This window comes from Nereida ignava (assembly GCF_001049735.1).
In the GTDB taxonomy this organism is placed as follows: domain Bacteria; phylum Pseudomonadota; class Alphaproteobacteria; order Rhodobacterales; family Rhodobacteraceae; genus Nereida; species Nereida ignava.
The window spans coordinates 21776-45104 of the sequence record NZ_CVPC01000001.1; the positions used below are offsets into that span (position 1 = coordinate 21776).

The window sequence follows — 23329 nt, forward strand, 5'->3', positions numbered from 1 at the left end:
TTCTTTTGCGCGCAAGACAGACGCGCTATACTTACGAACAAGTCTATTGAGTAAGGTAGCATCATGATTGAACTTTTATCCCTTGGACAGACGGGCCAAGCGGTTATCACGCTGGCGGTTGTTGTGGGGATGTTTGTGCTGTTTATGCGCGAAGCCTTTCCCACCGAAGTGGTCGCGATTTTGGGCGTTGCGATGCTGTTGGCTTTGGGTGTGTTGCCCTATCAGGCGGCGGTGGATGTGTTGGCCAACCCTGCGCCGTGGACAATTGCCGCGATGTTTATCGTGATGGGGGCTTTGGTGCGCACTGGCGCTTTGGCGGCTTTTACCCATTTGGCCGAGCGGCATGCGGATAAAAACCCTGCCCTCGCGGTGGGTGGGCTGATCGGGTTCGTGGTGATTGCCAGTGCGTTTGTCAGCAACACGCCTGTGGTTGTTGTGATGATCCCTGTGTTTATCCAATTGGCCAAAAAGCTTGGCAAGAAACCCTCGAAACTTCTGATCCCGCTTAGCTATGCGGCGGTGATGGGTGGCACACTGACGTTGATCGGCACGTCGACAAACCTGCTAGTAGACGGTGTCGCGCGTGCGGAAGGACTGGCGCCTTTCACAATCTTTGAGATCACGCCTCTCGGTATCATCTTGGTGGCGTGGGGTATGGTGTATCTTGGGGTGATCGCACCGATGCTGCTACCTGACCGTGACAGCATGGCGGGCCTTCTGGGCGGCCGCAGTAAGATGAAGTTTTTCACCGAAGTCGCACTGCCTGAAGGGTCGGGGTTGATCGGACAGCAGGTGGTGAACGTGGATATGTTCAAGCGTGAAGGTGTGCGCCTGGTTGATGTTCTGCGCGGAGATTTGTCTTTGCGCCGCAATTTGCCATCCGTCAGCCTTGAGGCAGGTGACCGCGTGGTATTGCGCACCGAGATGTCCGAGTTGCTGGGCATCCAAGCCAGCAAAGATGTGGCAACTGTCGATAAGCTTAGCTCTGTTGAGACAAGCACCGTTGAGGTGTTGATCACACCGGGGTGTAAAATGGTTGGTCGTTCACTTGGGGCGATGCGGCTGCGTCGGCGTTTTGGTGTGTATCCCTTGGCCGTGCACCGCCGTAACCAAAACATCGGGCGCGGCCTTGATGATATTGTGGTGCGGGTCGGGGACACGTTGCTGATTGAAGGCGCGGCAGCAGATATTTCCCGCCTTGCCGAAGAGATGGATTTGGTCGACGTCAGCCAGCCATCGGACCGCGCCTTACGCCGCAGCAAAGCTCCCATCGCCCTAGCGGCTCTTGTCGCGATCGTGGCTTTTGCTGGCCTTGGTGTTGCGCCAATTTTCTTGTTGGCGATTGTCGCAGTTGCAGTTGTTTTGGCCACCCGCTGCATCGATGCAGAGGAGGCCTTTGGTTTTGTAGATGGCCGTTTGTTGGCGCTAATTTTTGCAATGCTCGCGGTGGGTGCTGCGTTGCAATCATCGGGGGCTGTGTCGCTGATTGTTGGCATTCTTGAGCCCGCTTTGGCGATCTTGCCACCCTTCTTGTTGGTGTGGGTGATTTATCTCATCACTTCTGTTCTGACGGAACTGGTTAGCAACAACGCTGTTGCAGTGGTTGTCACCCCCGTGGCCATTGGTGTCGCGACCCAATTAGGGATTGATCCGCGCCCGCTTGTTGTGGCCGTGATGGTCGCTGCCAGTGCCAGTTTTGCCACGCCAATAGGCTATCAAACGAATATGCTGGTGTATGGTCCCGGTGGATATCATTTCAAAGATTTCATGCGGGTGGGTATTCCGCTGAACCTGTCAATCGGTGTGCTGGCAAGTGCGATAATTCCAATCCTGTGGCCGTTCTAGCTGCGTAGTTATAGCGGCCAGAACACCAAGATGGCTGGTATGGACACACCGACAACAAGAATTTCAAGCGGCAATCCCATCCGCCAGTAGTCCCCGAAACTGTAGGCCCCGGGCCCCAGAATAAGGGTGTTATTCTTGTGCCCGATGGGGGTGAGAAACGCCGATGATGCGGCCACTGCCACAGCCATCAAAAACGGATCGGGGTTCACACCCAAAGACTGCGCCATCTGGATGCCAATCGGGGCCGCCACAATAGTCGTTGCGGTGTTGTTCAGCACGTCAGACAGGGTCATGGTCACAATCATCAGCACTGTCAAAATGGCCCATGCGGGCAGGCCTGTAGTCAGATCAATCAAGCTGTCCGCGATCAATTCTGTGCCGCCCGATGTCTCAAGAGCAGCGCCAAGCGGGATCATTGAACCAAGCAGGACCACCACGGGCCATTCGATATGGTCATACACTTCGCGGATCGGAATGATCTTCAACAAAACAAAACCGATGACCACAATACCAAGGGCGATGGGCAGGTAAATCCAGCCAAGAGAGGCGGCAATAACCGCAGCTGCGAAAAGTCCAATCGCCACCCAAACTTTATTGTCTTGGGTCACACTAAGGCCACGGTCCGCAAGGGGCAGACATCCAAGCCAATCAGTGACATCCGCCTCAGTTCCGTCAGGCAGCAACACCAGTAAGATATCACCAGGCTTAAGGGGGGTTTGGCGGATTTGGCTTTTGATTGCGCGACCTTCGCGGCTGATGCCCATCAAAATGGCCCGCCGTCGCCATGACATACCCACGGCCTGCGCGGTACGGCCGTTCAGACGTGACGCATCGGTCACAACAATTTCTATGATGTTTAGTCCGGCCCCATCAGCGCGCAGCAATTCTTCGCGGCGTTCATCTGCAAAATCTAACGAAAGGGCTGCACGGAATTCATCCAATGCCTCGGGGGAGGCTTCGATCACTAAGGCGTCAGCCGCTTTTAACGTGCGGGTTTTGGACAGCCCGCGCAGGCGTTTGCCATCGCGGATCAATCCTAAAATTGCCACGTCGTTCTTCTCGGCCACTTCATCAAGCTCGGCCACGGTTTTGCCGATATGTTTGCTGTCCTCAGGCACAGTCAACTCGGCGATATATGAGGCAAACTCATCTGCGGCGTTGGTGCTATCGGCTTTGCTGGGGATTAATCGCCACCCGATTAGCGCGACAAATGCCAAACCGGCGATGGCCGTGATCCCGCCAACAGGGGCGAAGTCGAACATCTTGAGCGGCTCACCAAGGCTTTCTTCGCGGATCGTTGCAATGATGATATTCGGGGGTGTCCCAATCAGCGTGGCCATGCCCCCAAGAATTGTTGCAAACGATAAAGGCATCAGGGATAGCCCCGGCGCACGGCCTGCTTTGCGCGCGGTTTGAATGTCGACTGGCATCAAAAGTGCCAGCGCCGCCACGTTGTTCATAAAGGCCGATAATACCCCGCCAATGCCGCCCATTAACGCGATATGCCCGCCAAGTCCACGTGTGGCGTCCACCAACGTGCGGGTGATCAAGTAAACCGCGCCTGATCTGACCAGACCTGCAGACACAATCAAAACGAGGGCTACCACCAAAGTGGCTGGATGACCGAAGCCGCTGAACGCATCCTTGGTGGGGACAACGCCCAACACCACCCCGATCATCAGGGCCGCAAACGCCACCAAATCATAGCGAAACCGCCCCCAAAGAAGCATGCCGAACACGGCACCAAAAAGAGTGAAAAGGATAATTTGATCAATCGTCATAAGGCACGCTCCGTTTGGGTCATGTGAAAGCAAGCCCCTGCCCATTGCAACCCGCTTTCACGCGGGGCTATAAGGCAGCAACACTAAATTAAAGAGGGAGGATGGCACATGGCTGGCCACTCAAAATGGGCGAATATTCAGCACCGCAAGGGCCGTCAGGATAAGCTGCGCTCAAAGCTGTTTTCCAAGCTCGCAAAAGAGATCACTGTGGCCGCCAAAATGGGCGACCCTGATCCAGACAACAACCCGCGCCTGCGTCTTGCGGTGAAAGAAGCCAAATCACAATCGGTTCCCAAGGACGTAATTGATCGCGCGATCAAGAAGTCCCAAGGTGGTGATGCGGAAAACTACGATGAGATCCGCTACGAAGGCTACGGCCCAGGTGGCGTTGCTGTGATCGTGGAGACAATGACCGACAACCGCAACCGCACCGCCAGCACCGTACGTTCAACTTTCACCAAATCAGGTGGCAACTTGGGCGAAACCGGTAGTGTGGGCTTTATGTTCGACCGCAAAGGCGCGGTTAGCTACCCAGCATCCGTAGGCGACAACGACACAGTTATGATGGCAGCAATTGAAGCCGGTGCCGAAGATGTGGAAAGCGACGAAGAAGGCCACGTGGTCTATTGCGCCGACACAGATTTGCACGCGGTATCCCAAGCGCTTGAGGCTGAATTGGGCGAGTCAGACAGCACAAAACTGATCTGGAAACCCACAACGACGACCGAGCTTGATCTTGAAGGTATGCAAAAGCTGATGCGCCTGATCGAAGCGCTTGAAGACGATGATGACGTGCAAACAGTCACCGCCAACTTCGAGGCTAGCGACGAGGTCATGGAGCAACTGGGCAGTGAGTAAACCCAGCTACTAGCTCTGTAAGGTTCTAATGTCGCGGCTCGGGGTCGCGGCATTTTTTATTTGGATATTTTGAACAAAAGAAGAAGAGGGTATGCCCATGGTGAACGGTGCGTTTTTCGCGGGCTATGGTGTTGCTTTGTCATTGATCGTGGCGATTGGGGCACAAAATGCTTTGGTGTTGCGCTATGGTGTACGCCGCGAGCATGTCCTGCCGCTGGTGCTGTTCTGCGCAACTTCAGATGCCATTTTGATCACAGCAGGTGTCATGGGATTTACAGCCATGACAAATGCGGCACCGTGGGTTGAGCCGCTTTTCACATACGGCGGTGCGGCGTTCTTGATCGCCTATGGCGCGCGTAGTTTTCTGTCCGCCTATAAAGGCGGGCAAGCGCTGGTACCATCGGAAGGGCAACGCACCCCGCTGATTGGGGCTTTGGCCGCGGTGGCTGCCATCACATGGCTAAACCCACACGTGTATCTTGATACAGTCATCCTAATCGGATCGGTGTCAGCGGAATATGATGATAAAATGGCTTTTGGCATTGGGGCAATTTTGGCCAGCTTTTCGTTTTTCTTCACTCTCGGATATGGCGCGCGGTTGCTGACGCCTTTCTTTGCCAAGCCGCGCAGTTGGCAAATCTTGGATGCCGGTGTGGGGCTGTTGATGTGGGCTATTGCGCTTAAGTTGTTGCTGCCATGACGCAACCTTCTGCGCGCCGCGGTATTTTCTGGATGGTCGTCACGGGTGTAATGTTCGTGACAGTCACGGCGTTGGTCAAATACACGGATGGCCGCGTGCCCGCCGCACAAAGCGCATTTTTGCGGTACCTGCTTGGGTTGGTGTTCCTGATCCCAATGATCAAGCCGATCCTTGATGCGCATTTGACCAAGCGTCAGTTGGTCCTGTTTTCAGCACGCGGTTTTGTACACACGCTTGCGGTGATCTGTTGGTTTTATGCAATGACGCGCATCCCTTTGGCCGAGGTCACAGCGATGAATTACCTAGGCCCTGTTTACGTCACCATCGGTGCGGCGCTGTTTTTGGGTGAAAAGCTTGCCCTGCCGCGCATCGCTGCGATTATCTGTGCGCTGGTTGGCGCACTGATCATTTTGCGCCCCGGATTTCGGGAAGTTGATATTGGCCATATCGCAATGCTATTTACGGCTTTTGGTTTTGGTGCTGGATATCTTCTGGCCAAACAACTCAGCGGACAGCTTGGACCGGCGGTGATTGTTGGCATGCTCTCGATCACGGTGACAATTGGCCTTGCGCCTTTTGCCTATGCAGTCTGGGTGCCGGTCAGTTTTCACGACATCGTTATCTTATTTGGCGTTGCGTGTTTTGCCACCGCTGGTCACTACACCATGACGCTTGCATTCGCGGTAGCTCCGGTCACCGTGACCCAGCCCGCAACGTTCCTACAGCTTGTCTGGGCAACGCTTCTGGGGGTTGTGGTTTTTGGCGAGCCTGTTGATGCTTGGGTCGTTTTTGGCGGGTTAGTCATTGTCGCATCCGTCATATTTATCACGTGGCGCGAGGCACAAAAAAAGCGCGCCGTCACGCCAGTTACACATGAAACGAAGGTATAAATAATGAAGCCGAATATCCTAATCCTTATGGTTGACCAGTTGAACGGCACACTCTTTCCCGATGGTCCTGCAGAGTGGCTTCATGCACCGAACCTTAAAAAGCTTGCGGCGCGTTCAACCCGTTTCAAAAACGCCTACACGGCAAGCCCGCTTTGCGCGCCGGGCCGGGCTGCGTTCATGTCGGGGCAGTTGCCTTCCGCCACAGGTGTTTACGACAACGCGGCCGAGTTTCCGTCAAGCGTGCCAACTTATGCGCACCATCTGCGCCGCGCTGGCTACCGGACCTGCTTGTCAGGCAAGATGCACTTTGTTGGCCCAGATCAGATGCACGGCTTTGAGGAACGTCTGACCACAGACATTTATCCCGCTGATTTCGGCTGGACCCCCGATTACCGCAAACCCGGTGAGCGGATTGATTGGTGGTATCACAACATGGGCTCTGTGACCGGTGCCGGTGTGGCTGAAACGTCCAACCAAATGGAATATGATGACGAGGTCGCCTATAATGCAAAGACCAAGCTTTACGAGTTTTCCCGTGGGCTTGATGAGCGTCCGTGGTGCATGACCGTCAGCTTCACGCACCCCCATGACCCTTATGTGGCGCGCAAGAAATATTGGGACCTTTATGAGGATTGTGAGCATCTTGAACCGGAAATTCCGGCGATGGATTACGAAGATCACGACACCCACTCCAAGCGTATCTTCGATGCGAACGATTGGCGTAGTTTTGACATCACAAAAGAAGATATCCGCCGCTCGCGCCAAGCGTATTTTGCCAACATCTCGTACCTCGATGACAAAGTTGGTGAGCTGCTTCAGGTACTTGAAGATACCCGCCAAGAAGCGATCATCGTCTTCGTTTCAGATCACGGTGATATGCTGGGCGAGCGTGGGTTGTGGTTCAAAATGTCGTTCTATGAAGGGTCGTCGCGGGTGCCCATGATGATCTGTGCGCCGCAAATGGATGCGGGCCTTCACGAGACCCCCGTTAGCAACATCGACGTATGCCCGACCTTATGTGATCTGGCCGGTGTCAGCATGGATGAGGTCATGCCATGGACCGCAGGTCAGTCGCTGGTTCCGATGGGGCAGGGCGTTGAACGGACCGAGCCTGTGGCAATGGAATACGCGGCCGAGGCCTCTTACGCGCCGCTTGTCTCGTTGCGCTATGGCCCGTGGAAATACAACCGCTGCACCCTTGATGCAGATCAGCTTTTTAACCTTGAAGATGACCCGCACGAACTGACGAACTTGGCAGAAGACCCTGCGCATCAAGGCACGTTGCAAACCCTGCGCGCCAAGTCAGAAGCCCGTTGGGACCTTGCCCGTTTTGATGCAGATGTGCGCCACTCACAGGCCAAACGGTGGGTGGTCTACGAGGCGCTTCGAAACGGCGATTACTACCCTTGGGACTATCAACCGCTTAAGCGCGCATCCGAGCAATACATGCGCAACCATATGGATCTGAACGTGCTGGAAGAAAGCAAACGCTTCCCGCGCGGCGAGTAAGGAGAGCATCATGCAAACCCAACCCAAGGCGAGCCATTTTGTGGATGGTAAATACCTCGAAGATACTGCGGGCACGCCAATCGACGTGATTTACCCCGCCACTGGCAAAGTGGTGGCCACAGTTCATTCGGCCACGGATGCGGTGATCGAAGCAGCGGTGCAAAGCGGTATGCGGGCGCAAAAAGCGTGGGCGGCGATGACCGGCACAGAGCGTGGCCGCGTGCTGCGACGGGCCGCTGACATCATGCGCGCGCGCAACCACGACCTGTCTGTCCTTGAGACTTATGACACCGGCAAACCCTACTCGGAAACCTCTGTAGCGGATGCCACGTCTGGTGCGGACGCGCTTGAGTATTTCGGCGGGCTGGCAGGCTCTTTGACAGGCGAGCACATCCAGCTGGGCGATGATTTCGTCTACACGGTGCGTGAGCCATTGGGGCTTTGCGTTGGCATTGGCGCGTGGAACTACCCCACGCAGATTGCATGCTGGAAAGGCGCGCCCGCACTGGCCTGCGGCAACGCGATGATCTTCAAACCATCCGAAACCACACCGCTTTGTGCGTTGAAAGTTGCGGAAATCATGATGGAAGCAGGCGCCCCTGCGGGCCTTTACAATGTGGTCCAAGGCTTGGGCGATGTGGGGGCTAAACTGGTGGGCGAACCGCGCGTCAACAAAGTGTCGCTGACGGGCTCTGTGCCAACGGGGCGCAAGGTCTACGCGGCCGCTGCGGCGCAGATGAAGCACGTCACGGTGGAGCTTGGCGGCAAATCCCCCATGATCGTTTTTGAGGACGCTGATATTGAAAACGCCGTAAGTGGCGCAATCTTGGGCAATTTCTATTCCTCAGGTCAGGTGTGCTCAAACGGCACCCGTGTCTTTGTGCATGCAGACATTCTTGAGCAGTTTCTTGAGCGGCTCTGCGCGCGCCTTGATACGGCAATCATCGGTGATCCGATGGACCCTGAAACAACTTTCGGCCCCATGGTCAGCGCTACGCAAATGGAGATCGTCAAAGGCTTCATCGCCAAAGGCGAGGCCGAGGGCGCGCGTCTGGTCTACGGTGGTAAACAGCTGGACCAAGATGGGTTCTACCTTCAGCCGACTGTGTTCGCGGACGTCACAGATGACATGACAATTGCCCGCGAGGAAATTTTCGGCCCCGTGATGTCCGTGTTGTCATTCACCTGCGAAGACGAAGTTCTGGCCCGCGCAAATGACACGGAATTCGGGCTGGCCGCAGGGGTGTTCACCAAAGACATCACCCGTGCGCACCGCGTGGTGAAAGGCTTTGAGGCGGGCACCTGCTACATCAACACCTATAACCTTGCACCTGTTGAGGCCCCCTTTGGCGGTGCGAAAGCGTCCGGTGTGGGCCGCGAAAACTCGAAAGAGGCGATCAATCATTACTCGGAAGTAAAGACCGTCTACGTGGCAATGGGGGACGTTGAGGCCCCGTTTTAAACGGTTAACCTTTCACCCGATTTGACTTGCGCCACGGCGCGTTGGGGCACATCTTAACCAAATGGTAAGATGTGCCTTTTTTCTTTTCCTGACCCTGTTTTCAGCAACACTTGCTGCGGTTGATCCGTCAGGTGTTATCCGTGTGATTGATGGCGACACCTTCGATGTGGGTGGTGAACGTGTGCGGTTGCACGGCATTGATGCGGTCGAAGTAGGCCAAACCTGCCGCTCTGCACAGGGCGTGCGGTGGGACTGTGGCACTTATGTCCAAGACGAAGTGCGCGCCCGTTACCAAGGCCAGCGCGCAACCTGCAAAACCCGTGATGTGGACCGGTATGGCCGGATCGTGGCCAAGTGTTTTGTGGCGGGCCGCGACGTGGGCGCAGAACTTGTGGCTGATGGATTGGCGCTGGCCTACGTGAAATACTCACGCGATTACGTCACCCTTGAAAAGTCGGCTTCCGTGCAAAACCGCGGCCTCTGGTCAAGCACCTACGAACGTCCCGCCGTGGCGCGACAACAAGCGGCCCGTGGCCGTGATGCACCGGATCCAAACTGTGCGATCAAAGGCAATATCTCAAAGAACGGCCGCATCTATCATATGCCCGGCGATCGATTTTACGCGCGCACGGGCATCAACGAAAACCGTGGCGAGCGCTGGTTTTGCTCCGCATCTGAAGCGCAGCGCGCAGGTTGGCGGCGTGCGGGGCAATGACGGTCGGTTACGGGTCCAACGTATAAGGCAGAATTTCACGACTATTTGGGTCCGCGTTCAAGCTGCGCTCAAGGGGCGGAACGGATCGTTGGTGGCAATTTGACCGCTCACAAATACGACACGACACGCCGATCGGTTCAAACACATGAGGTCCCGAAATATCCATTCCGTCGGCGTAAATGATTTGCGGTGCGTGCTGCACTTCGCAGCCAAGGGCAATGGCATAGCGGCGCGTGGGCGCATCAAAAGCACCACCTGATTTACTGACGTCACGGGCGATGCTGATGTAGCGATGCCCATCAGGGGTTTCGGCCAGTTGGCGCAAGAAACGCCCCGGCGTTTCAAAAGCGCGGTGGACATTCCAAAGCGGGCAGGCCCCACCGAAACGGGCAAATTGCAACCGTGTAGAGGAGTGACGTTTGGTGATCGTGCCCGCCGGATCAACGCGCACAAAGAAGAACGGAATCCCCTTGGCACCGGGCCGCTGCAGGGTGGAAAGCCGGTGTGCGACCTGCTCGATTGAGGCGCCGAAATGCGCAGCCAACCGTTCAAGATCATGGCGCGTACTGCGCGCCACATCCAAAAACTCACCGTAGGGCATCATCGCAGCGCCCGCGAAATAATTAGCCAGACCAATCTTGGCGATGTCGCGCGCCTCAGTCGTTTGAAAGCGGGCCAGGTCAAGGGTCGCTTCAAGCAGCTTGTCGTGGGTCAGTAGGGCAATTTGCACCAGTGCTTGAAAGCGGTAAGTGGCGGGGCTGGCGCGTTCGGAAATGCGCAAACAGCGCGTGGCCTGATCATAGCGCCGCAACGGGCCTGCGTCCGTGCGCAGCAACATCACACCGATCTCGTCAAATGCCTCATCCAGGGTCAGTTTACGCAACGCAAAGTTTTCAGCGGCCACATCGACTGCATCAATGTAGTTGTCGCAATAGTGAAAAAAGTCGCGCACTTCTTCCCAAGGCGACAGGCGCAGCCCCGTGCCATCGCGGCCAAGGGCCTCGTCGAGCGAGGCAAGCCTGTCATGCACTTCGCGGTAGGCTTTGTGTAAATCCAGAAAAGACTTGGCAAAAGCCGGTGCGTTTGAGCTGATCAGTTGAAGGTCGGGCAGGGGGACTTGATCGGGGAAAACGGGATCGGCCAAGGCCTCGCGGATATCCGTGACCATCCTTTCGGCCTCACCCATGGATAGGCCGCGCACGTCATACCCAAACTCGGACGCCAGCGCTAAGACAACTCCCGTCGCAAGAGGACGGTTGTTGTTTTCCATCTGGTTTAGATAGCTCAAGGACACGCCCAACCGCTCGGCGAAAAGCTTTTGGGTCAGCCCGTGTTTGGTTCGGATGTCGCGTAGCTTTACGCCAGCGTAGAGTTTTTGCTGTGCCATCCCGAAACATTTGCAAATACGCTGCGGTTAATCAATGGGTTTGCAAAGTTACGCTTGGCGGGTCAATTGGCGCTCTCTGTGGATTGTGTAGAGGATGCACGCCAGTGCGGCGAACGACGTCAGTATCATGATCCACAGCAGTGGCCATGCGCCGGTCTCTTCATTCAGCATGATACCCGCCATGGCTGACAACGCAGCACCCCCACCAATCATGATGGCGCTTCCTAGACCAGATGCAGTGCCCGCAAGTTGTGGACGCACGCTTAGCATGCCCGCAGTGGCGTTGGGGATGACCATGCCGTTGCCCAATCCCACGGTTGTCATGAAGCCGAAAAAGACCAACTCCGTTTGGATGCCCGCCAGAAATGTCAGGAACAAAAGTGTCATTCCAAGGGTGATCAAAATAGCGCCCACAAGCACCATCATATTCACGCCGACGCGGGCTGCGTATTTGCCCGTGATCCAATTGCCCGCAAAATATCCCAACGCTGGCGCGCCAAACAAAAAGCCAAGCATCGCAGGATCAAGGTCAAAAAGGGTCGTGCCCACAAATGGTGCGCCACCAAGGTAGGCGAAAAACGCGCCTGATGCGAAGGCAGATGCAAGGCAGTAGCCCCAGAAGCGCTGTGAAAGAAGCAAATGGGGATAGTCGCGGATTTGGGCGCGAAAACTTTGGCCGGCGCCAAAACGGTCTGCGGGAAGTGTTTCCCCCAGATCCACATAGACGGCGTAAAGCATCGCAACACCAAGCCCGAGGAGTAGCCAGAAATTTGCCTGCCATCCAAATGCTTGATCCAGCACGCCGCCGATTCCGGGGCCAATCATCGGCACGATCGACATGCCCATAGTCACATATCCGATCATGCTGGCGGCTTGATCTGTGGGCACCATGTCGCGGACCACGGCGCGCGACAGCACCAACCCTACGGCCATCACTGCCTGTGCCATGCGCGCGGCCAGAAACCATTCGGTCGTTGGGGCCACAAGGGTGCCAACCGTTGCCAGACAAAAAAGAGAAAGCCCCCAAAGCAGCACCGGCCGGCGGCCGTATCTGTCAGACAACGGGCCGATGACGATCTGCAGTGCGGCACTTACCGCAAGATAAAGCGCAACGGACAGCTGCATCACTGCGTAGTCCGCCCCGAAATGTGCCGTCATCGTTGGCAGCGAGGGCAGAAAGATGTTCATCGTCAGCGCAGAGATGCCTGCAAGCGAGATGAGGGTTGCGATGTGAGGAGCCGTACGCGCTGGCTGCATGGTAAACTTCATGACTTTGCTTTAGCGGGTTTGGGGCAGCAAGGGGAAGCGGTTTCGTATCTTTGCAGTTTCGCAATTTGCATATGCTAGTGTATGCAAACTATGCAGCTTGACGAAATAAGCCTTCTGTTGGGGCGCGGTTAAGCCTATGGTCAGCGCAACTTTGTGCAGTCGCAGCATTTGTGACACTCCATGCGTTGATAAAGGGGACACCCGATGAAAGATATCCTGAGTGAACTTGAGGCCCGCCGTGATGAGGCCCGCATGGGTGGTGGCGAGCGCCGTGTCGCAGCACAACACGCCAAAGGCAAGCTGACTGCGCGCGAGCGTATTGATCTGTTACTTGACGAAGGCAGCTTCGAAGAATTTGATATGTTCGTGGCGCATCGCTGCACCGAATTTGGCATGGAAAAAACCAAGCATCCGGGTGATGGCGTCATCACCGGTTGGGGCACGATCAATGGCCGCATGGTCTATGTGTTTTCACAGGATTTCACAGTTTTGGGTGGCTCGGTCTCGGAAACTCATGCCAAGAAAATCTGTAAGATCATGGATATGGCCGTGCAAAACGGCGCACCCGTGATTGGCCTGAACGACAGTGGCGGCGCGCGCATCCAAGAGGGTGTCGACAGCCTTGCCGCCTACGGCGAGGTGTTCCAGCGCAACATTATGGCCAGCGGCGTTGTCCCGCAAATCAGCGTGATCATGGGGCCGTGCGCCGGTGGTGCTGTTTACAGCCCCGCGATGACTGACTTCATCTTTATGGTCAAAGACACCAGCTACATGTTTGTGACCGGTCCAGACGTTGTGAAAACAGTCACGAACGAAGTGGTCACTGCAGAAGAGTTGGGGGGTGCGTCGACGCACACGCGTAAATCAAGTGTTGCGGATGCGGCATTTGAGAACGACGTCGAGGCGTTAACCGAAGTGCGCCGCCTTGTGGATTTGCTGCCGCTTAACAACAAAGAAAAGCCGCCAGTTCGCCCGTTTTATGATGACGTGCAGCGCATTGACGACAGCCTCAGCACGCTGATCCCCGACAACCCGAACACGCCTTATGATATGAAAGAGCTGATCACAAAGCTGGCGGATGAGGGCGACTTCTACGAGACCCAAGAAGAATTCGCCAAGAACATCATCACCGGTTTTGTGCGTCTTGAGGGCTCGACCGTTGGTGTTGTGGCCAACCAGCCGATGGTTTTGGCGGGGTGTGTGGACATTGATAGCTCGCGCAAGGCGGCCCGTTTTGTGCGCTTCTGTGATGCGTTTGAAATTCCGATTTTGACCCTTGTTGACGTGCCGGGCTTCTTGCCGGGGACGAGTCAGGAGTACGGTGGCGTCATCAAGCACGGTGCAAAACTGCTCTTTGCCTACGGCGAGGCGACGGTGCCAAAAGTAACAGTGATCACGCGCAAGGCCTACGGCGGTGCCTATGATGTGATGTCGTCCAAGCACCTGCGCGGCGACATTAACTATGCATGGCCCACAGCCGAGATTGCGGTGATGGGTGCCAAGGGCGCGACGGAAATTCTGTACCGTTCTGAATTGGGTGACGCGGATAAGATTGCGGCGCGTACAGCGGAATATGAAGACCGGTTTGCCAACCCGTTTGTGGCCGCTGAGAAGGGCTTTATTGACGAGGTCATCATGCCCCAATCAACGCGCCGCCGCGTGTGCCGCGCGTTTGCGTCCCTGCGCGGCAAACAGCTAAGCAACCCTTGGAAAAAGCACGATAACATTCCGCTATGATCCGAGCTTGTCTGCCATATCTGATGGGCGCGGCGCTGCTGCCATCGTTTGCTTTCGCGATGGCGGATGTGGCGGATTTAGCGTTGCCGTCGGGGCAGAGCGTGCAGATGCATGAGGTTTTAACGCAAGAGGATGTGGTGCGGTTCCGTCTGATTGCCCCTGAGATTACACGCGACGCTGGCGGTCTGAAATATGCGGATGTTGAGTTGGATTTTCAGCAACTCTGCGAGGAATATGCGCTTGATTGGCTTGACGAAAAGGCGCTGCGTCCCGAGCAAATTGTGATCTCTCTTGCGGATCGTGCCGTCCCGTTTGGGGCCGCGGATGCAAGCGCGACGCAGTTTTTTGAGGCGTTCTCGCGCGATGGTGCGCGCTGTGTTTGGGAGCAATTCTAATGCGGTTCTGTGCAATTAATCCTGATGCGCGCCTACGCCCGACCTGTGACCAATTTGCAGCGGGATTTCGCGCGATTTTGCAAATAAAGTATCTTTTGATCTCTGGAGCGACTATGGTTTTGGCTATGTCTGCATGGGCAGGCTTTAACACGCACGCAGTGTGCTGGCGCAACGCCGGTACAGATGCATTGGACACTGGGAGTATTTCATGTCGCAAACACTTAAACTCGTCGCCGTTCTTGGGGTTACTGCATTCTTGGCAGCATGTGCTGGCAAGCAAGCGGATGATGTTGTCATCATCGAGCAAGAGCCGATCAGCCAAGAGCCTGCTTTCACAGGCAAATACAAGTAATTACTCACGCGGGATGGCGGTTACGCCCTCCCGCTTCCATGCAGCATCTTATTCAGGGGGTGCGGTATGTTGAAACACCGCGGCTTTCCGGGCCGTTTACCTGGGACTGATTTCCAATTTGTCATTCGCCGTCCTGCAAAAGCAGGGCCGACCAAGCTTGTCTCGCGTGAGCGGTTTCGCGACCGCCGTCCGCCCGATAAGCGCGCGGACGAAGGCTTTATTCGCGCCCTTTGGGAGCATTTCGGCGATCAACCTTTTGAGCGCGGCAATCTTGATGCGGGCCGCCTGAGCTGGTTTTTCGGGCGTGAAGTGATCCCTGCCGAAGACCCGTTTGATCCTGAAAGTTACGAGGCGATGTTGGTGATTGATGTCGCCCGTGCGCAGGCTTCGTTTCCCGAGGTGATCGTGTGATGCGCTCTTTTGCTTTTGAATTTCTGACATTTAAGACCGGTGCTGCCTTTGGGCCAGCCCATGAAAGGACACCCCATGTTTAAAAAGATCCTGATCGCCAACCGCGGTGAAATTGCATGTCGTGTTATCAAGACCGCACGCAAAATGGGCATTGCGACTGTCGCTATTTATTCGGATGCTGACCGCAATGCGCTGCACGTGAAGATGGCCGATGAAGCGGTTCACATCGGGCCTGCACCGGCCAATCAGTCCTACATCGTGATCGACAAAGTGATGGATGCAATTCGCCAAACGGGCGCGGAAGCGGTCCATCCGGGATACGGCTTTTTGTCCGAGAATAAGCTTTTCGCCGAGGCGCTTGCGGCAGAAGGCGTTGCCTTTATCGGACCACCTGCTGGCGCGATTGAGGCGATGGGCGACAAGATCACATCCAAAAAGCTAGCCCAAGAAGCGAACGTATCGACTGTGCCAGGGTACATGGGGTTGATCGAGGACGCGGACGACGCGGTCAAAATCTCTAACCAAGTGGGCTACCCTGTGATGATTAAGGCCTCTGCTGGCGGCGGCGGCAAGGGGATGCGGATTGCGTGGAATGACACCGAAGCCCGTGAAGGGTTCCAGTCGTCCAAGAATGAGGCGGCCAACAGTTTTGGTGATGACCGCATTTTCATCGAGAAGTTTGTGACACAGCCGCGCCACATCGAAATTCAGGTGCTGGCGGATGCGCATGGAAACACGCTTTATTTGGGCGAACGCGAGTGCTCTATTCAGCGCCGCAACCAAAAAGTCATCGAAGAAGCGCCCTCGCCGTTTTTGGATGAGGCGACCCGCAAAGCCATGGGCGAGCAGTCCTGCGCCTTGGCTGCTGCGGTGGGCTATACGTCTGCTGGTACGGTTGAGTTTATCGTGGACGGGGATCGCAACTTCTACTTCCTTGAGATGAACACACGCCTTCAGGTGGAGCACCCTGTGACCGAGTTGATCACCGGTGTTGATTTGGTTGAGCAGATGATCCGCGTGGCATACGGCGAGGCACTGACGCTTAAGCAAGAAGACATCAAATTGAACGGCTGGGCGATGGAAAGTCGCCTTTATGCGGAAGACCCGTATCGCAACTTCCTGCCGTCAATTGGACGTTTGCAAACCTACCGCCCGCCGCTTGAAGTGGCCGAGGAAACCCGTGTTGTGCGCAATGACACTGGTGTTTTTGAAGGCGGCGAAATCAGCATGTATTACGACCCGATGATCGCAAAGCTGTGCACATGGGGCCCTGACCGTGCGACCGCGATTGAGCATATGCGCAACGCGCTTGACGGCTTTGAGATGGAGGGGATTGGTCACAACCTGCCGTTCCTTGCAGCGGTTTATGACCATGAGAAATTCACAAGTGGCAACATCACCACGGCCTTCATTGAGGAAGAATATCCTGACGGTTTTGAAGGTGTGACCCTTGCGGAAGCTGATCTTAAGCGTCTCGCGGCGTCGGCGGCGGCGATGTACCGTGTTGCCGAAATTCGCCGCACGCGCGTCTCGGGCCGCATGGACAATCACGAGCGTAAAGTTGGCCAAGATTGGGTCGTCGTGACAGGCGGGACGGAAATGCCTGTGCACATCGATGCAGACCAAGCTGGGGCCAGTGTACGTTTTGATGATGGCAGCACGCACCGTATTGAAAGCACATGGACGCCAGGCGACACGCTTGCAGAAGTCTTTGTCGACGGTGCGCCGATGCTGATCAAGATGAACAAAGTGACTGCCGGTTTCCGCATGCGGTGGCGTGGTGCTGAAGTGATCTTGAAGTGTTACACCCCGCGTCAGGCCGAGCTTGCCCGCTTGATGCCCGAAAAAGTGGCGCCTGATACCTCAAAGCTGCTGCTGTGCCCGATGCCCGGATTGATTGTGAAAGTGGACGTAGCGGTTGGTGACGAAGTGCAAGAAGGCCAAGCGTTGTGCACCGTGGAGGCGATGAAGATGGAGAACATCCTGCGCGCCGAAAAGACCACGAAGATCACCAAAATCAACGCCGCTGCGGGTGACAATCTGGCGGTTGATGACATCATCATGGAGTTCGAATAACCCAAATGTCTGCGCAACGGCTGTATCATAACATGCCGTATTCGGTGGTTGCTTTCGTGGCGCTGGTGCCCGTTGCTGCAGTCTGGGTTTTTCTGATCGGTGGGGGAATTTGGCGCGCCGGTGGCGTGTTTGAATACCCTCTTGATGATGTCTACATCCACCTCGCCATGGCCGAGCAGATTGCGCGCGGTGGTTACGGGGTGAACGCAAATGAGGTTGCCAGCGCGGCCTCATCGCCTCTTTATCCCTTTCTTCTGGCGCCGTTTGCCCAAGAAAGCATCGGGTGGATGATGCCGTTTGCGCTTAATCTTGTCGCGATGATTTGTGCGGTTTTAGTCTGGGCGCTGATCTGTTGGCGGGCTTTGCCCGAGGACAACGGGGGGCGCGCGTGGGTGTTGATCGGCGCGGGGCTGGCACCTGCGGGGCTGAACCTTGCGGGCGCTACAATGACCGCGATGGAACACACCCCCCACATTGCTGCAACGTTGATGATTGTGGCCGGTCTGCAAAAATGGGTGCAAGGGCGCGGTGTGTCGTGGATGTTGGTGGCGGGTATTTTGCTTGCGCCGGCGCTGCGTCTTGAGGGGCTTGCTTTGGCGGTTGCTGCAGCGGTTGTGAGTGGCGTTGAGCGGCCAAAGCTGGGTGCGATATTGGGTGCCGCTGCCCTTTTGCCGATTGCTGCATTTATGGTGTTCTTGAGTGGTCTGGGACTTGAACCCCTGCCAAGCTCGGTGGTGTCAAAACTTAGTGATGGGATCAGCCCAAGTGGCGGGGCTTTGGCGCAGTTTTTTGGCGGTGTGACGCAAAACCTCAACCAAACGGGCGGGCTGTTTTTGGCTGTGCTAAGCGGTTTGCTGTTGCTGTCAGCACGTGGTGTGTCTGGACGGATGCGTGGTGCGGTTTTGGCTATTTCCGCGGCAGGGTTCGCGCATCTTGTGCTGGGACGGATCGGCTGGATGGACCGCTATGAGGCCTATGCTTTGTTGATGCTCGCTGCGGGATTGATCATGGCAGGGCAGTGGCGTGTGCCCAGTGTGGCGGTAATTGCGGCGTGTTCGGGCCTGCTGCTTTGGCAACAAAAGGATTTCATCGATAACCCTCGCGCGATCCACCTGCAGCACACGCAAATGGCGCGGTTCGCCCAAGATTTTGCGACAACTCCCGTAGCGGTAAATGACTTGGGTCGCGTGGCGTGGGGTAACAACAATTATGTGCTGGATCTATGGGGCCTCGCCAATGCGCAGGCCCGTGAGATGCGCCTGAGCCAGCCGCAAGATGGCTGGGCGGGTGAGTTGGTACGCGCCCAGAATGTCCCGCTGGTGATGGTCTATGACCACTGGATCGATGAGGGGCTTGGCCCTGATTGGACGCGGCTTGGTGCGTTGCGCATGCAAAATCCCTCTGGTTTTCTGGGCGGCGCAGAGGTGCAGTTTTATGCAGCTGATCCCGCGTTTATGACGTCGCTCACTGCGGCGCTTCGTTTGTGGGAAAAAGGATTACCGCGGGACGCGGTTTTCGAATTTGCCGAGGAGGGCGTATGAGTTATTCCGCCGTCAGACCTTCTCGGATTTCACGCTTGCGCACGGGCATTTTGTCGATGGTCCGTGACAGTTCGCGTACGTCCCACGGAAACGGTTTGCGCAGTTTGATGCCACCGTCTTTGCCGATCAACGCCAGCATAAATCCGCGTGGTCGCAGTTTTTTGCGCAACGCAGAGTTGGCAGAAGGCGCTGTGTCCACCATCACAACCACGTCGCGCTCGGCCAGGTCATCTGCGCGGGCGGCAAGCAGTTCCATTTGCTCGATGAAACGCGGGTCATTCGGGCTGTCGGCGAAAACAACAATGGGCCGTGCGAGCCATTTGAAATCATCAAGGCTAACTGCATCTGTGGACAGTATCACCGCCCGATCAGCGCGCCATTCATCCACTGGCGACAGCACGGGTGACAAGGGGGCGTCAGCCGCAAGGGCCGGACCACAACTGATAAATGCGCCAAGCGCGAAAGCTAAAACTCGTTTCATACATAATGATATAATCACCAATTTCCCGTTGCACAGCCCAAGGAGGCTCAGATGACGAAAAAGACCGAAAACAAAACCGAATGGACTGAACTGGCCAACAAAGAACTGCGTGGCCGTCCGCTTGATGATCTGAAGTGGCAGACGCCCGAAGGTATCGAAGTGCAGCCGGTTTACACAAGTGATGACGCCGAAGGGCTTGAGCATATGGGCGGCATGCCAGGCAGCGCGCCGTTTACGCGCGGGCCGCGTGCCACGATGTACACAGGCCGTCCTTGGACGATCCGGCAGTATGCGGGCTTTTCCACCGCTGAAGAAAGTAACGCCTTCTACCGCAAAGCACTTGATGCGGGCCAGCAGGGCGTTTCGGTTGCGTTCGATCTGGCAACGCACCGCGGGTATGACAGCGATCATGAACGCGTTGAGGGCGACGTCGGCAAGGCCGGTGTGGCGATTGACAGTGTTGAAGACATGAAAACGCTGTTTGATGGCATTCCGCTTGATAAAATCTCGGTCTCTATGACGATGAACGGCGCGGTTATTCCTGTCTTGGCAAGTTTCATTGTGGCGGGCCAAGAGCAGGGCGTGCCGACCGAGCAGTTGTCTGGGACCATTCAGAACGACATTCTCAAAGAGTTCATGGTGCGTAACACCTACATCTATCCGCCGGAGCCTTCGATGCGGATTGTGGCGGACATCATCGAGTTCACCAGCACCGATATGCCCAAGTTCAACTCGATCTCGATCAGCGGGTACCACATGCAAGAGGCGGGTGCGAACCTTGTTCAGGAGTTGGCGTTTACGCTGGCGGACGGGCGCGAGTATGTACGCACGGCCATCGCCAAAGGGCTTGATGTTGATGCGTTTGCAGGGCGGCTTTCGTTCTTTTTCGCCATCGGGATGAACTTCTTTATGGAAGCGGCAAAGCTGCGGGCAGCGCGCTTCCTTTGGCACCGCATCATGGAAGAGTTCGAGCCCAAAAAGCCGGGCTCACTGATGCTGCGTACACACTGCCAGACCTCTGGTGTGTCACTGCAAGAACAAGACCCCTATAACAACATCGTTCGCACGGCCTACGAGGCGATGTCGGCGGTGTTGGGCGGCACGCAGTCTTTGCATACCAACTCGTTTGATGAGGCGATTGCGCTACCGACAGAGTTCAGCTCGCGGATCGCGCGCAATACCCAGCTGATTTTGCAAAACGAAACTGGCGTTACCAATGTGGTCGATCCGCTGGCGGGCAGCTATTACGTTGAAAAACTGACCGCTGATCTGGTGGATGAAGCGTGGAAGCTGATCGAAGAAGTCGAGGAAATGGGCGGGATGACCAAAGCGGTTGCCTCGGGCATGCCGAAACTGCGCATCGAAGAAGCCGCTGCGCGCCGTCAGGCGGCTGTGGACCGCGGCGACGAAGTGATCGTTGGGGTCAACAAATTCAAGCTGGATAAACAGGACGAGATCGACATCCGCGACATCGACAATGCGTCTGTGCGCGACAGCCAGATCAAACAACTTGAGCGGATCAAAGCGACCCGCAACCAAGCCGATGTGGATCACACGCTGCATGCGCTGTCCCAAGCTGCAGAAAACGGGACGGGCAACTTGCTGGCTTTGGCGGTGGAGGCTGCGCGTGCGCGTGCGACTGTAGGAGAAATTAGTATGGCGATGGAAAAAGCGTTTGGCCGTCACCGCGCCGAAGTTAAGACATTGGCGGGTGTTTATGGTGCCGCATATGACGGTGATGCAGGGTTTGCCGCGATCCAGAAATCTGTTGAAGATTTCGCCCAAGAGGAGGGCCGCCGCCCACGGATGCTGGTCGTCAAAATGGGCCAAGACGGACATGATCGGGGTGCCAAAGTGATCGCGACCGCATTTGCGGATATCGGGTTTGATGTGGACGTTGGACCACTATTCCAAACGCCGGAAGAAGCGGCACAAGACGCCATCGACAACGACGTGCATGTGATCGGCATCAGCAGCCAAGCAGCGGGTCATAAGACGCTTGCGCCCAAACTCGTTGAGGCGCTGAAAGCCGCAGGTGCTGGCGACATCATTGTGATCTGTGGCGGCGTGATCCCGCAACAGGACTACGATTTCTTGTACAACTCAGGCGTGAAGGCGATCTTTGGTCCAGGGACAAACATCCCCGAAGCCGCGCAAGATATCCTGCGTATCATCAAAGAGACGCGCAGCTAAGCTGTCTCAAGCTGAGGTTGGAAACGAAAAAAGCCCACGCGTGATGCGTGGGCTTTTTGTTGTTCGTTCAAGAGCGTGGCTTAAGCGGCGACGGCTTGTTCTTTTTCGTCACGTCGCGCGGCAATCTTGAGGGCCGCAAAGCCCAGAATTGCAGAGACGACAGAGCCTGTCAGAACACCTACGCGGACTTGATTCATCAAGGCCGGATCATCAAAGCTGAGTGAGCCAATGAACAGCGACATTGTGAAGCCGATACCGGCAAGACAGGCAACGCCGTAGATGTGCAGCCAGTTGGCGCCAGCGGGCAATTTTGCTAGTCCCGATTTGACCATCAGCCATGTAACGCCGAAGACACCGACCTGCTTACCGACGATCAAGCCAAGTGCGATACCAAGTGGCAGCGGTAGGAAGATATCGGTCACAGACATGCCTTTAAAGACCACGCCTGCGTTGGCAAAAGCAAAGATCGGCACGATCAGGTACAGCACGTAAGGCGACAAAGCGTGCTCAAGCGAGTGTAGCGGTGACTTGCCCCATTTGTCCTTGAGCGGGATACAGAACGCCGCAACAACACCGGCCAGTGTTGCGTGAACACCGGACTTCAAAACAAAGACCCACATGATTGTCGCAAGCAAAATGAACGGCGCAATACGGTGCGCGCCTTTGAGGTTAAGCATCACCATACCAGCCAGCGGGATCAGCGCGAGATAGAGATAATCGACCTGCAGATTGGCTGTGTAGAACAGCGCAATAATAATGATCGCACCCATGTCATCCAAAATCGCAAGGGTCAGCAAAAACACCTTAAGCGAGGACGGCACGCGGTCACCCATCAGTGCAAGCACACCAAGGGCAAAGGCAATGTCTGTTGCGGCAGGGATGGCCCAGCCTTTGATGCTGACAAGGCCAGAGTTCAAGGCGAAGAAAACAAGTGCGGGAACAACCATACCGCCAACAGCGGCCATACCCGGAAGTACCACATCGCGCGGATTTTTCAGTTTGCCCTCAAGCAGCTCTTTCTTCAGTTCAAGACTGATGGGGTGGATGCTCCCTCCCACAACGGCATCGCAATGTGCCAGACTGGCTTTGTTGGAAGTCAGTTCAAAAGAAAGGAAACATCCATGTCAGATATTAGCATTCTGGCCATCGACCTTGCAAAGCACTCGTTTCAGGTTTGCGCTACGACGGCAGAAGGCGTCGTCAAATTCAATCGCAAGTATTCGCGTGGAAAGCTGAGCCAGCTCTTGGCGGAACACTCGAGTTGCCTCGTTGCGATGGAAGCCTGTGCGACCAGCCATTGGTGGGGCCGATATGCACAAGAAGCCGGTCATGAGGTGAGGCTCATCCCGCCGATCTATGTGAAACCCTTCGTCAAACGCTCCGCCAAGAATGACGCCAACGACGCTGCGGCGATTGCAACGGCGGTGCGTCAACCCGGCATGCGGTTTGTTCAGGTCAAAAGCCAAGAACAGCAAACCCACGCTATGCTCTTTCGCACGCATCAGACCTTAACCCGCCAGAGGGCGACATTGATCACGACCTTGCGTGGTCATTTTGCCGAGCATGGGATCATTGTCGCCAAAGGAGACGCCGCACTCCTGGCCTACGAAGACACAATGGAAGCTCAAGAAGGCGCTATGCCGGATTTGGTACGCGAGACCGCGCGCCTGTACTATCACCACATGGCTCAGCTGGCTCAGACAATCGCCACCTTGGAACGCCAAATG

20 protein-coding genes are annotated in these 23329 nt (G+C 55.9%); 15 read left to right on the plus strand and 5 right to left on the minus strand.

Going from position 1 to position 23329, the window contains the following annotated elements; genetic code table 11:
• Window positions 1-63 precede the first annotated feature (63 nt).
• Complete coding sequence (locus tag NIG5292_RS00125) at window positions 64-1845, plus strand: SLC13 family permease (RefSeq protein ID WP_048597317.1); 1782 nt, start codon at window positions 64-66, stop codon at window positions 1843-1845.
• A gap of 8 nt (window positions 1846-1853) precedes the next feature.
• Here the strand turns inward: NIG5292_RS00125 and NIG5292_RS00130 are convergent, their stop codons facing one another.
• Window positions 1854-3626 carry an SLC13 family permease gene (locus tag NIG5292_RS00130; protein ID WP_048597318.1) on the minus strand — a complete coding sequence of 591 codons (1773 nt, stop codon included), beginning with the start codon at window positions 3624-3626 and terminating at the stop codon, window positions 1854-1856.
• Window positions 3627-3734: 108 nt separating this feature from the next.
• Between NIG5292_RS00130 and NIG5292_RS00135 the strand changes: the two genes are divergently transcribed.
• The 6 genes from NIG5292_RS00135 (at window position 3735) to NIG5292_RS00160 (ending at window position 9760) form a co-directional block, all read left to right on the plus strand.
• Entirely contained in the window at window positions 3735-4484 is a 750-nt protein-coding gene (locus NIG5292_RS00135; RefSeq protein WP_048597319.1) for a YebC/PmpR family DNA-binding transcriptional regulator, read from the plus strand.
• 91 nt (window positions 4485-4575) lie between these two features.
• Window positions 4576-5184 (plus strand): LysE/ArgO family amino acid transporter, encoded by a 609-nt coding sequence (locus tag NIG5292_RS00140; protein WP_082136575.1) that lies wholly within the window; start codon window positions 4576-4578, stop codon window positions 5182-5184.
• Window positions 5181-6074: a DMT family transporter gene (locus NIG5292_RS00145; RefSeq protein ID WP_048597320.1), complete on the plus strand. Its 894-nt coding sequence runs from the start codon at window positions 5181-5183 to the stop codon at window positions 6072-6074. Before NIG5292_RS00140 ends, NIG5292_RS00145 begins: the two co-directional genes overlap by 4 nt.
• Entirely contained in the window at window positions 6075-7583 is a 1509-nt protein-coding gene (gene betC, locus NIG5292_RS00150) for a choline-sulfatase (protein WP_048597321.1), read from the plus strand.
• Window positions 7584-7593: 10 nt separating this feature from the next.
• The gene (betB, locus tag NIG5292_RS00155) at window positions 7594-9045 is read left to right on the plus strand and encodes a betaine-aldehyde dehydrogenase (protein ID WP_048597322.1); all 1452 of its coding nucleotides are present in this window, start codon (window positions 7594-7596) and stop codon (window positions 9043-9045) included.
• Window positions 9046-9106: 61 nt separating this feature from the next.
• Window positions 9107-9760: a thermonuclease family protein gene (locus NIG5292_RS00160; RefSeq protein WP_048597323.1), complete on the plus strand. Its 654-nt coding sequence runs from the start codon at window positions 9107-9109 to the stop codon at window positions 9758-9760.
• A 7-nt stretch (window positions 9761-9767) separates the two neighbouring features.
• On the opposite strand, the gene NIG5292_RS00165 is transcribed toward NIG5292_RS00160, so the two are convergent.
• Together NIG5292_RS00165 and NIG5292_RS00170 are read right to left on the minus strand one after the other, a co-directional pair.
• Window positions 9768-11147: a helix-turn-helix domain-containing protein gene (locus tag NIG5292_RS00165; RefSeq protein WP_048597324.1), complete on the minus strand. Its 1380-nt coding sequence runs from the start codon at window positions 11145-11147 to the stop codon at window positions 9768-9770.
• Window positions 11148-11195: 48 nt separating this feature from the next.
• Window positions 11196-12416 carry a multidrug effflux MFS transporter gene (locus tag NIG5292_RS00170; protein WP_048597325.1) on the minus strand — a complete coding sequence of 407 codons (1221 nt, stop codon included), beginning with the start codon at window positions 12414-12416 and terminating at the stop codon, window positions 11196-11198.
• Between the two features lie 204 nt (window positions 12417-12620).
• Between NIG5292_RS00170 and NIG5292_RS00175 the strand changes: the two genes are divergently transcribed.
• The 6 genes from NIG5292_RS00175 to NIG5292_RS00195 all read left to right on the plus strand — a co-directional run bounded on the left by NIG5292_RS00175 (window position 12621) and on the right by NIG5292_RS00195 (window position 18928).
• Window positions 12621-14153: an acyl-CoA carboxylase subunit beta gene (locus NIG5292_RS00175; protein WP_048597326.1), complete on the plus strand. Its 1533-nt coding sequence runs from the start codon at window positions 12621-12623 to the stop codon at window positions 14151-14153.
• On the plus strand, window positions 14150-14548 hold the full coding sequence (locus tag NIG5292_RS00180) for a DUF6497 family protein (RefSeq protein WP_048597327.1): 399 nt from the start codon (window positions 14150-14152) through the stop codon (window positions 14546-14548). Before NIG5292_RS00175 ends, NIG5292_RS00180 begins: the two co-directional genes overlap by 4 nt.
• A gap of 208 nt (window positions 14549-14756) precedes the next feature.
• Window positions 14757-14900 carry a hypothetical protein gene (locus NIG5292_RS15005; RefSeq protein WP_177193447.1) on the plus strand — a complete coding sequence of 48 codons (144 nt, stop codon included), beginning with the start codon at window positions 14757-14759 and terminating at the stop codon, window positions 14898-14900.
• Window positions 14901-14966: 66 nt separating this feature from the next.
• Window positions 14967-15311 (plus strand): hypothetical protein, encoded by a 345-nt coding sequence (locus NIG5292_RS00185; RefSeq protein WP_048597328.1) that lies wholly within the window; start codon window positions 14967-14969, stop codon window positions 15309-15311.
• Between the two features lie 75 nt (window positions 15312-15386).
• A complete protein-coding gene (locus NIG5292_RS00190) occupies window positions 15387-17387 on the plus strand; it encodes an acetyl-CoA carboxylase biotin carboxylase subunit (protein ID WP_048597329.1) in 2001 nt (666 codons plus the stop codon).
• 5 nt (window positions 17388-17392) lie between these two features.
• Window positions 17393-18928, plus strand: coding sequence for a DUF8728 domain-containing protein (locus NIG5292_RS00195; RefSeq protein ID WP_048597330.1), 1536 nt, complete (start codon window positions 17393-17395; stop codon window positions 18926-18928).
• 1 nt (window position 18929) lies between these two features.
• Here the strand turns inward: NIG5292_RS00195 and NIG5292_RS00200 are convergent, their stop codons facing one another.
• The gene (locus NIG5292_RS00200; RefSeq protein ID WP_048597331.1) at window positions 18930-19409 is read right to left on the minus strand and encodes a DUF4174 domain-containing protein; all 480 of its coding nucleotides are present in this window, start codon (window positions 19407-19409) and stop codon (window positions 18930-18932) included.
• A 51-nt stretch (window positions 19410-19460) separates the two neighbouring features.
• Here NIG5292_RS00200 and scpA point away from each other — a divergent pair, with 51 nt between their 5' ends.
• Window positions 19461-21602, plus strand: coding sequence for a methylmalonyl-CoA mutase (gene scpA, locus NIG5292_RS00205; RefSeq protein WP_048597332.1), 2142 nt, complete (start codon window positions 19461-19463; stop codon window positions 21600-21602).
• 80 nt (window positions 21603-21682) lie between these two features.
• On the opposite strand, the gene nhaA is transcribed toward scpA, so the two are convergent.
• On the minus strand, window positions 21683-22660 hold the full coding sequence (nhaA, locus tag NIG5292_RS00210) for a Na+/H+ antiporter NhaA (RefSeq protein WP_233488125.1): 978 nt from the start codon (window positions 22658-22660) through the stop codon (window positions 21683-21685).
• A gap of 63 nt (window positions 22661-22723) precedes the next feature.
• On the opposite strand from nhaA, the gene NIG5292_RS00215 reads away from it, so the two are divergent.
• The coding region (locus NIG5292_RS00215; RefSeq protein ID WP_048597333.1) for an IS110 family RNA-guided transposase at window positions 22724-23329 on the plus strand (606 nt) is incomplete at its 3' end.

What these genes read in the sequence shown, in the direction of transcription:
- scpA (WP_048597332.1), top strand. Translation starts at nt 19,461, where the DNA reads ATGACGAAAAAGACCGAAAACAAAACCGAATGGACTGAACTGGCCAAC.
- NIG5292_RS00200 (WP_048597331.1), bottom strand. Translation starts at nt 19,409, where the DNA reads ATGAAACGAGTTTTAGCTTTCGCGCTTGGCGCATTTATCAGTTGTGGT.
- NIG5292_RS00185 (WP_048597328.1), top strand. Translation starts at nt 14,967, where the DNA reads ATGTTGAAACACCGCGGCTTTCCGGGCCGTTTACCTGGGACTGATTTC.
- NIG5292_RS00145 (WP_048597320.1), top strand. Translation starts at nt 5,181, where the DNA reads ATGACGCAACCTTCTGCGCGCCGCGGTATTTTCTGGATGGTCGTCACG.
- NIG5292_RS00140 (WP_082136575.1), top strand. Translation starts at nt 4,576, where the DNA reads ATGCCCATGGTGAACGGTGCGTTTTTCGCGGGCTATGGTGTTGCTTTG.
- NIG5292_RS00190 (WP_048597329.1), top strand. Translation starts at nt 15,387, where the DNA reads ATGTTTAAAAAGATCCTGATCGCCAACCGCGGTGAAATTGCATGTCGT.
- NIG5292_RS00170 (WP_048597325.1), bottom strand. Translation starts at nt 12,416, where the DNA reads ATGAAGTTTACCATGCAGCCAGCGCGTACGGCTCCTCACATCGCAACC.
- NIG5292_RS00180 (WP_048597327.1), top strand. Translation starts at nt 14,150, where the DNA reads ATGATCCGAGCTTGTCTGCCATATCTGATGGGCGCGGCGCTGCTGCCA.
- NIG5292_RS00195 (WP_048597330.1), top strand. Translation starts at nt 17,393, where the DNA reads ATGTCTGCGCAACGGCTGTATCATAACATGCCGTATTCGGTGGTTGCT.
- NIG5292_RS00175 (WP_048597326.1), top strand. Translation starts at nt 12,621, where the DNA reads ATGAAAGATATCCTGAGTGAACTTGAGGCCCGCCGTGATGAGGCCCGC.
- NIG5292_RS15005 (WP_177193447.1), top strand. Translation starts at nt 14,757, where the DNA reads ATGTCGCAAACACTTAAACTCGTCGCCGTTCTTGGGGTTACTGCATTC.
- NIG5292_RS00135 (WP_048597319.1), top strand. Translation starts at nt 3,735, where the DNA reads ATGGCTGGCCACTCAAAATGGGCGAATATTCAGCACCGCAAGGGCCGT.
- NIG5292_RS00130 (WP_048597318.1), bottom strand. Translation starts at nt 3,626, where the DNA reads ATGACGATTGATCAAATTATCCTTTTCACTCTTTTTGGTGCCGTGTTC.
- NIG5292_RS00165 (WP_048597324.1), bottom strand. Translation starts at nt 11,147, where the DNA reads ATGGCACAGCAAAAACTCTACGCTGGCGTAAAGCTACGCGACATCCGA.
- NIG5292_RS00125 (WP_048597317.1), top strand. Translation starts at nt 64, where the DNA reads ATGATTGAACTTTTATCCCTTGGACAGACGGGCCAAGCGGTTATCACG.
- NIG5292_RS00160 (WP_048597323.1), top strand. Translation starts at nt 9,107, where the DNA reads ATGGTAAGATGTGCCTTTTTTCTTTTCCTGACCCTGTTTTCAGCAACA.
- betB (WP_048597322.1), top strand. Translation starts at nt 7,594, where the DNA reads ATGCAAACCCAACCCAAGGCGAGCCATTTTGTGGATGGTAAATACCTC.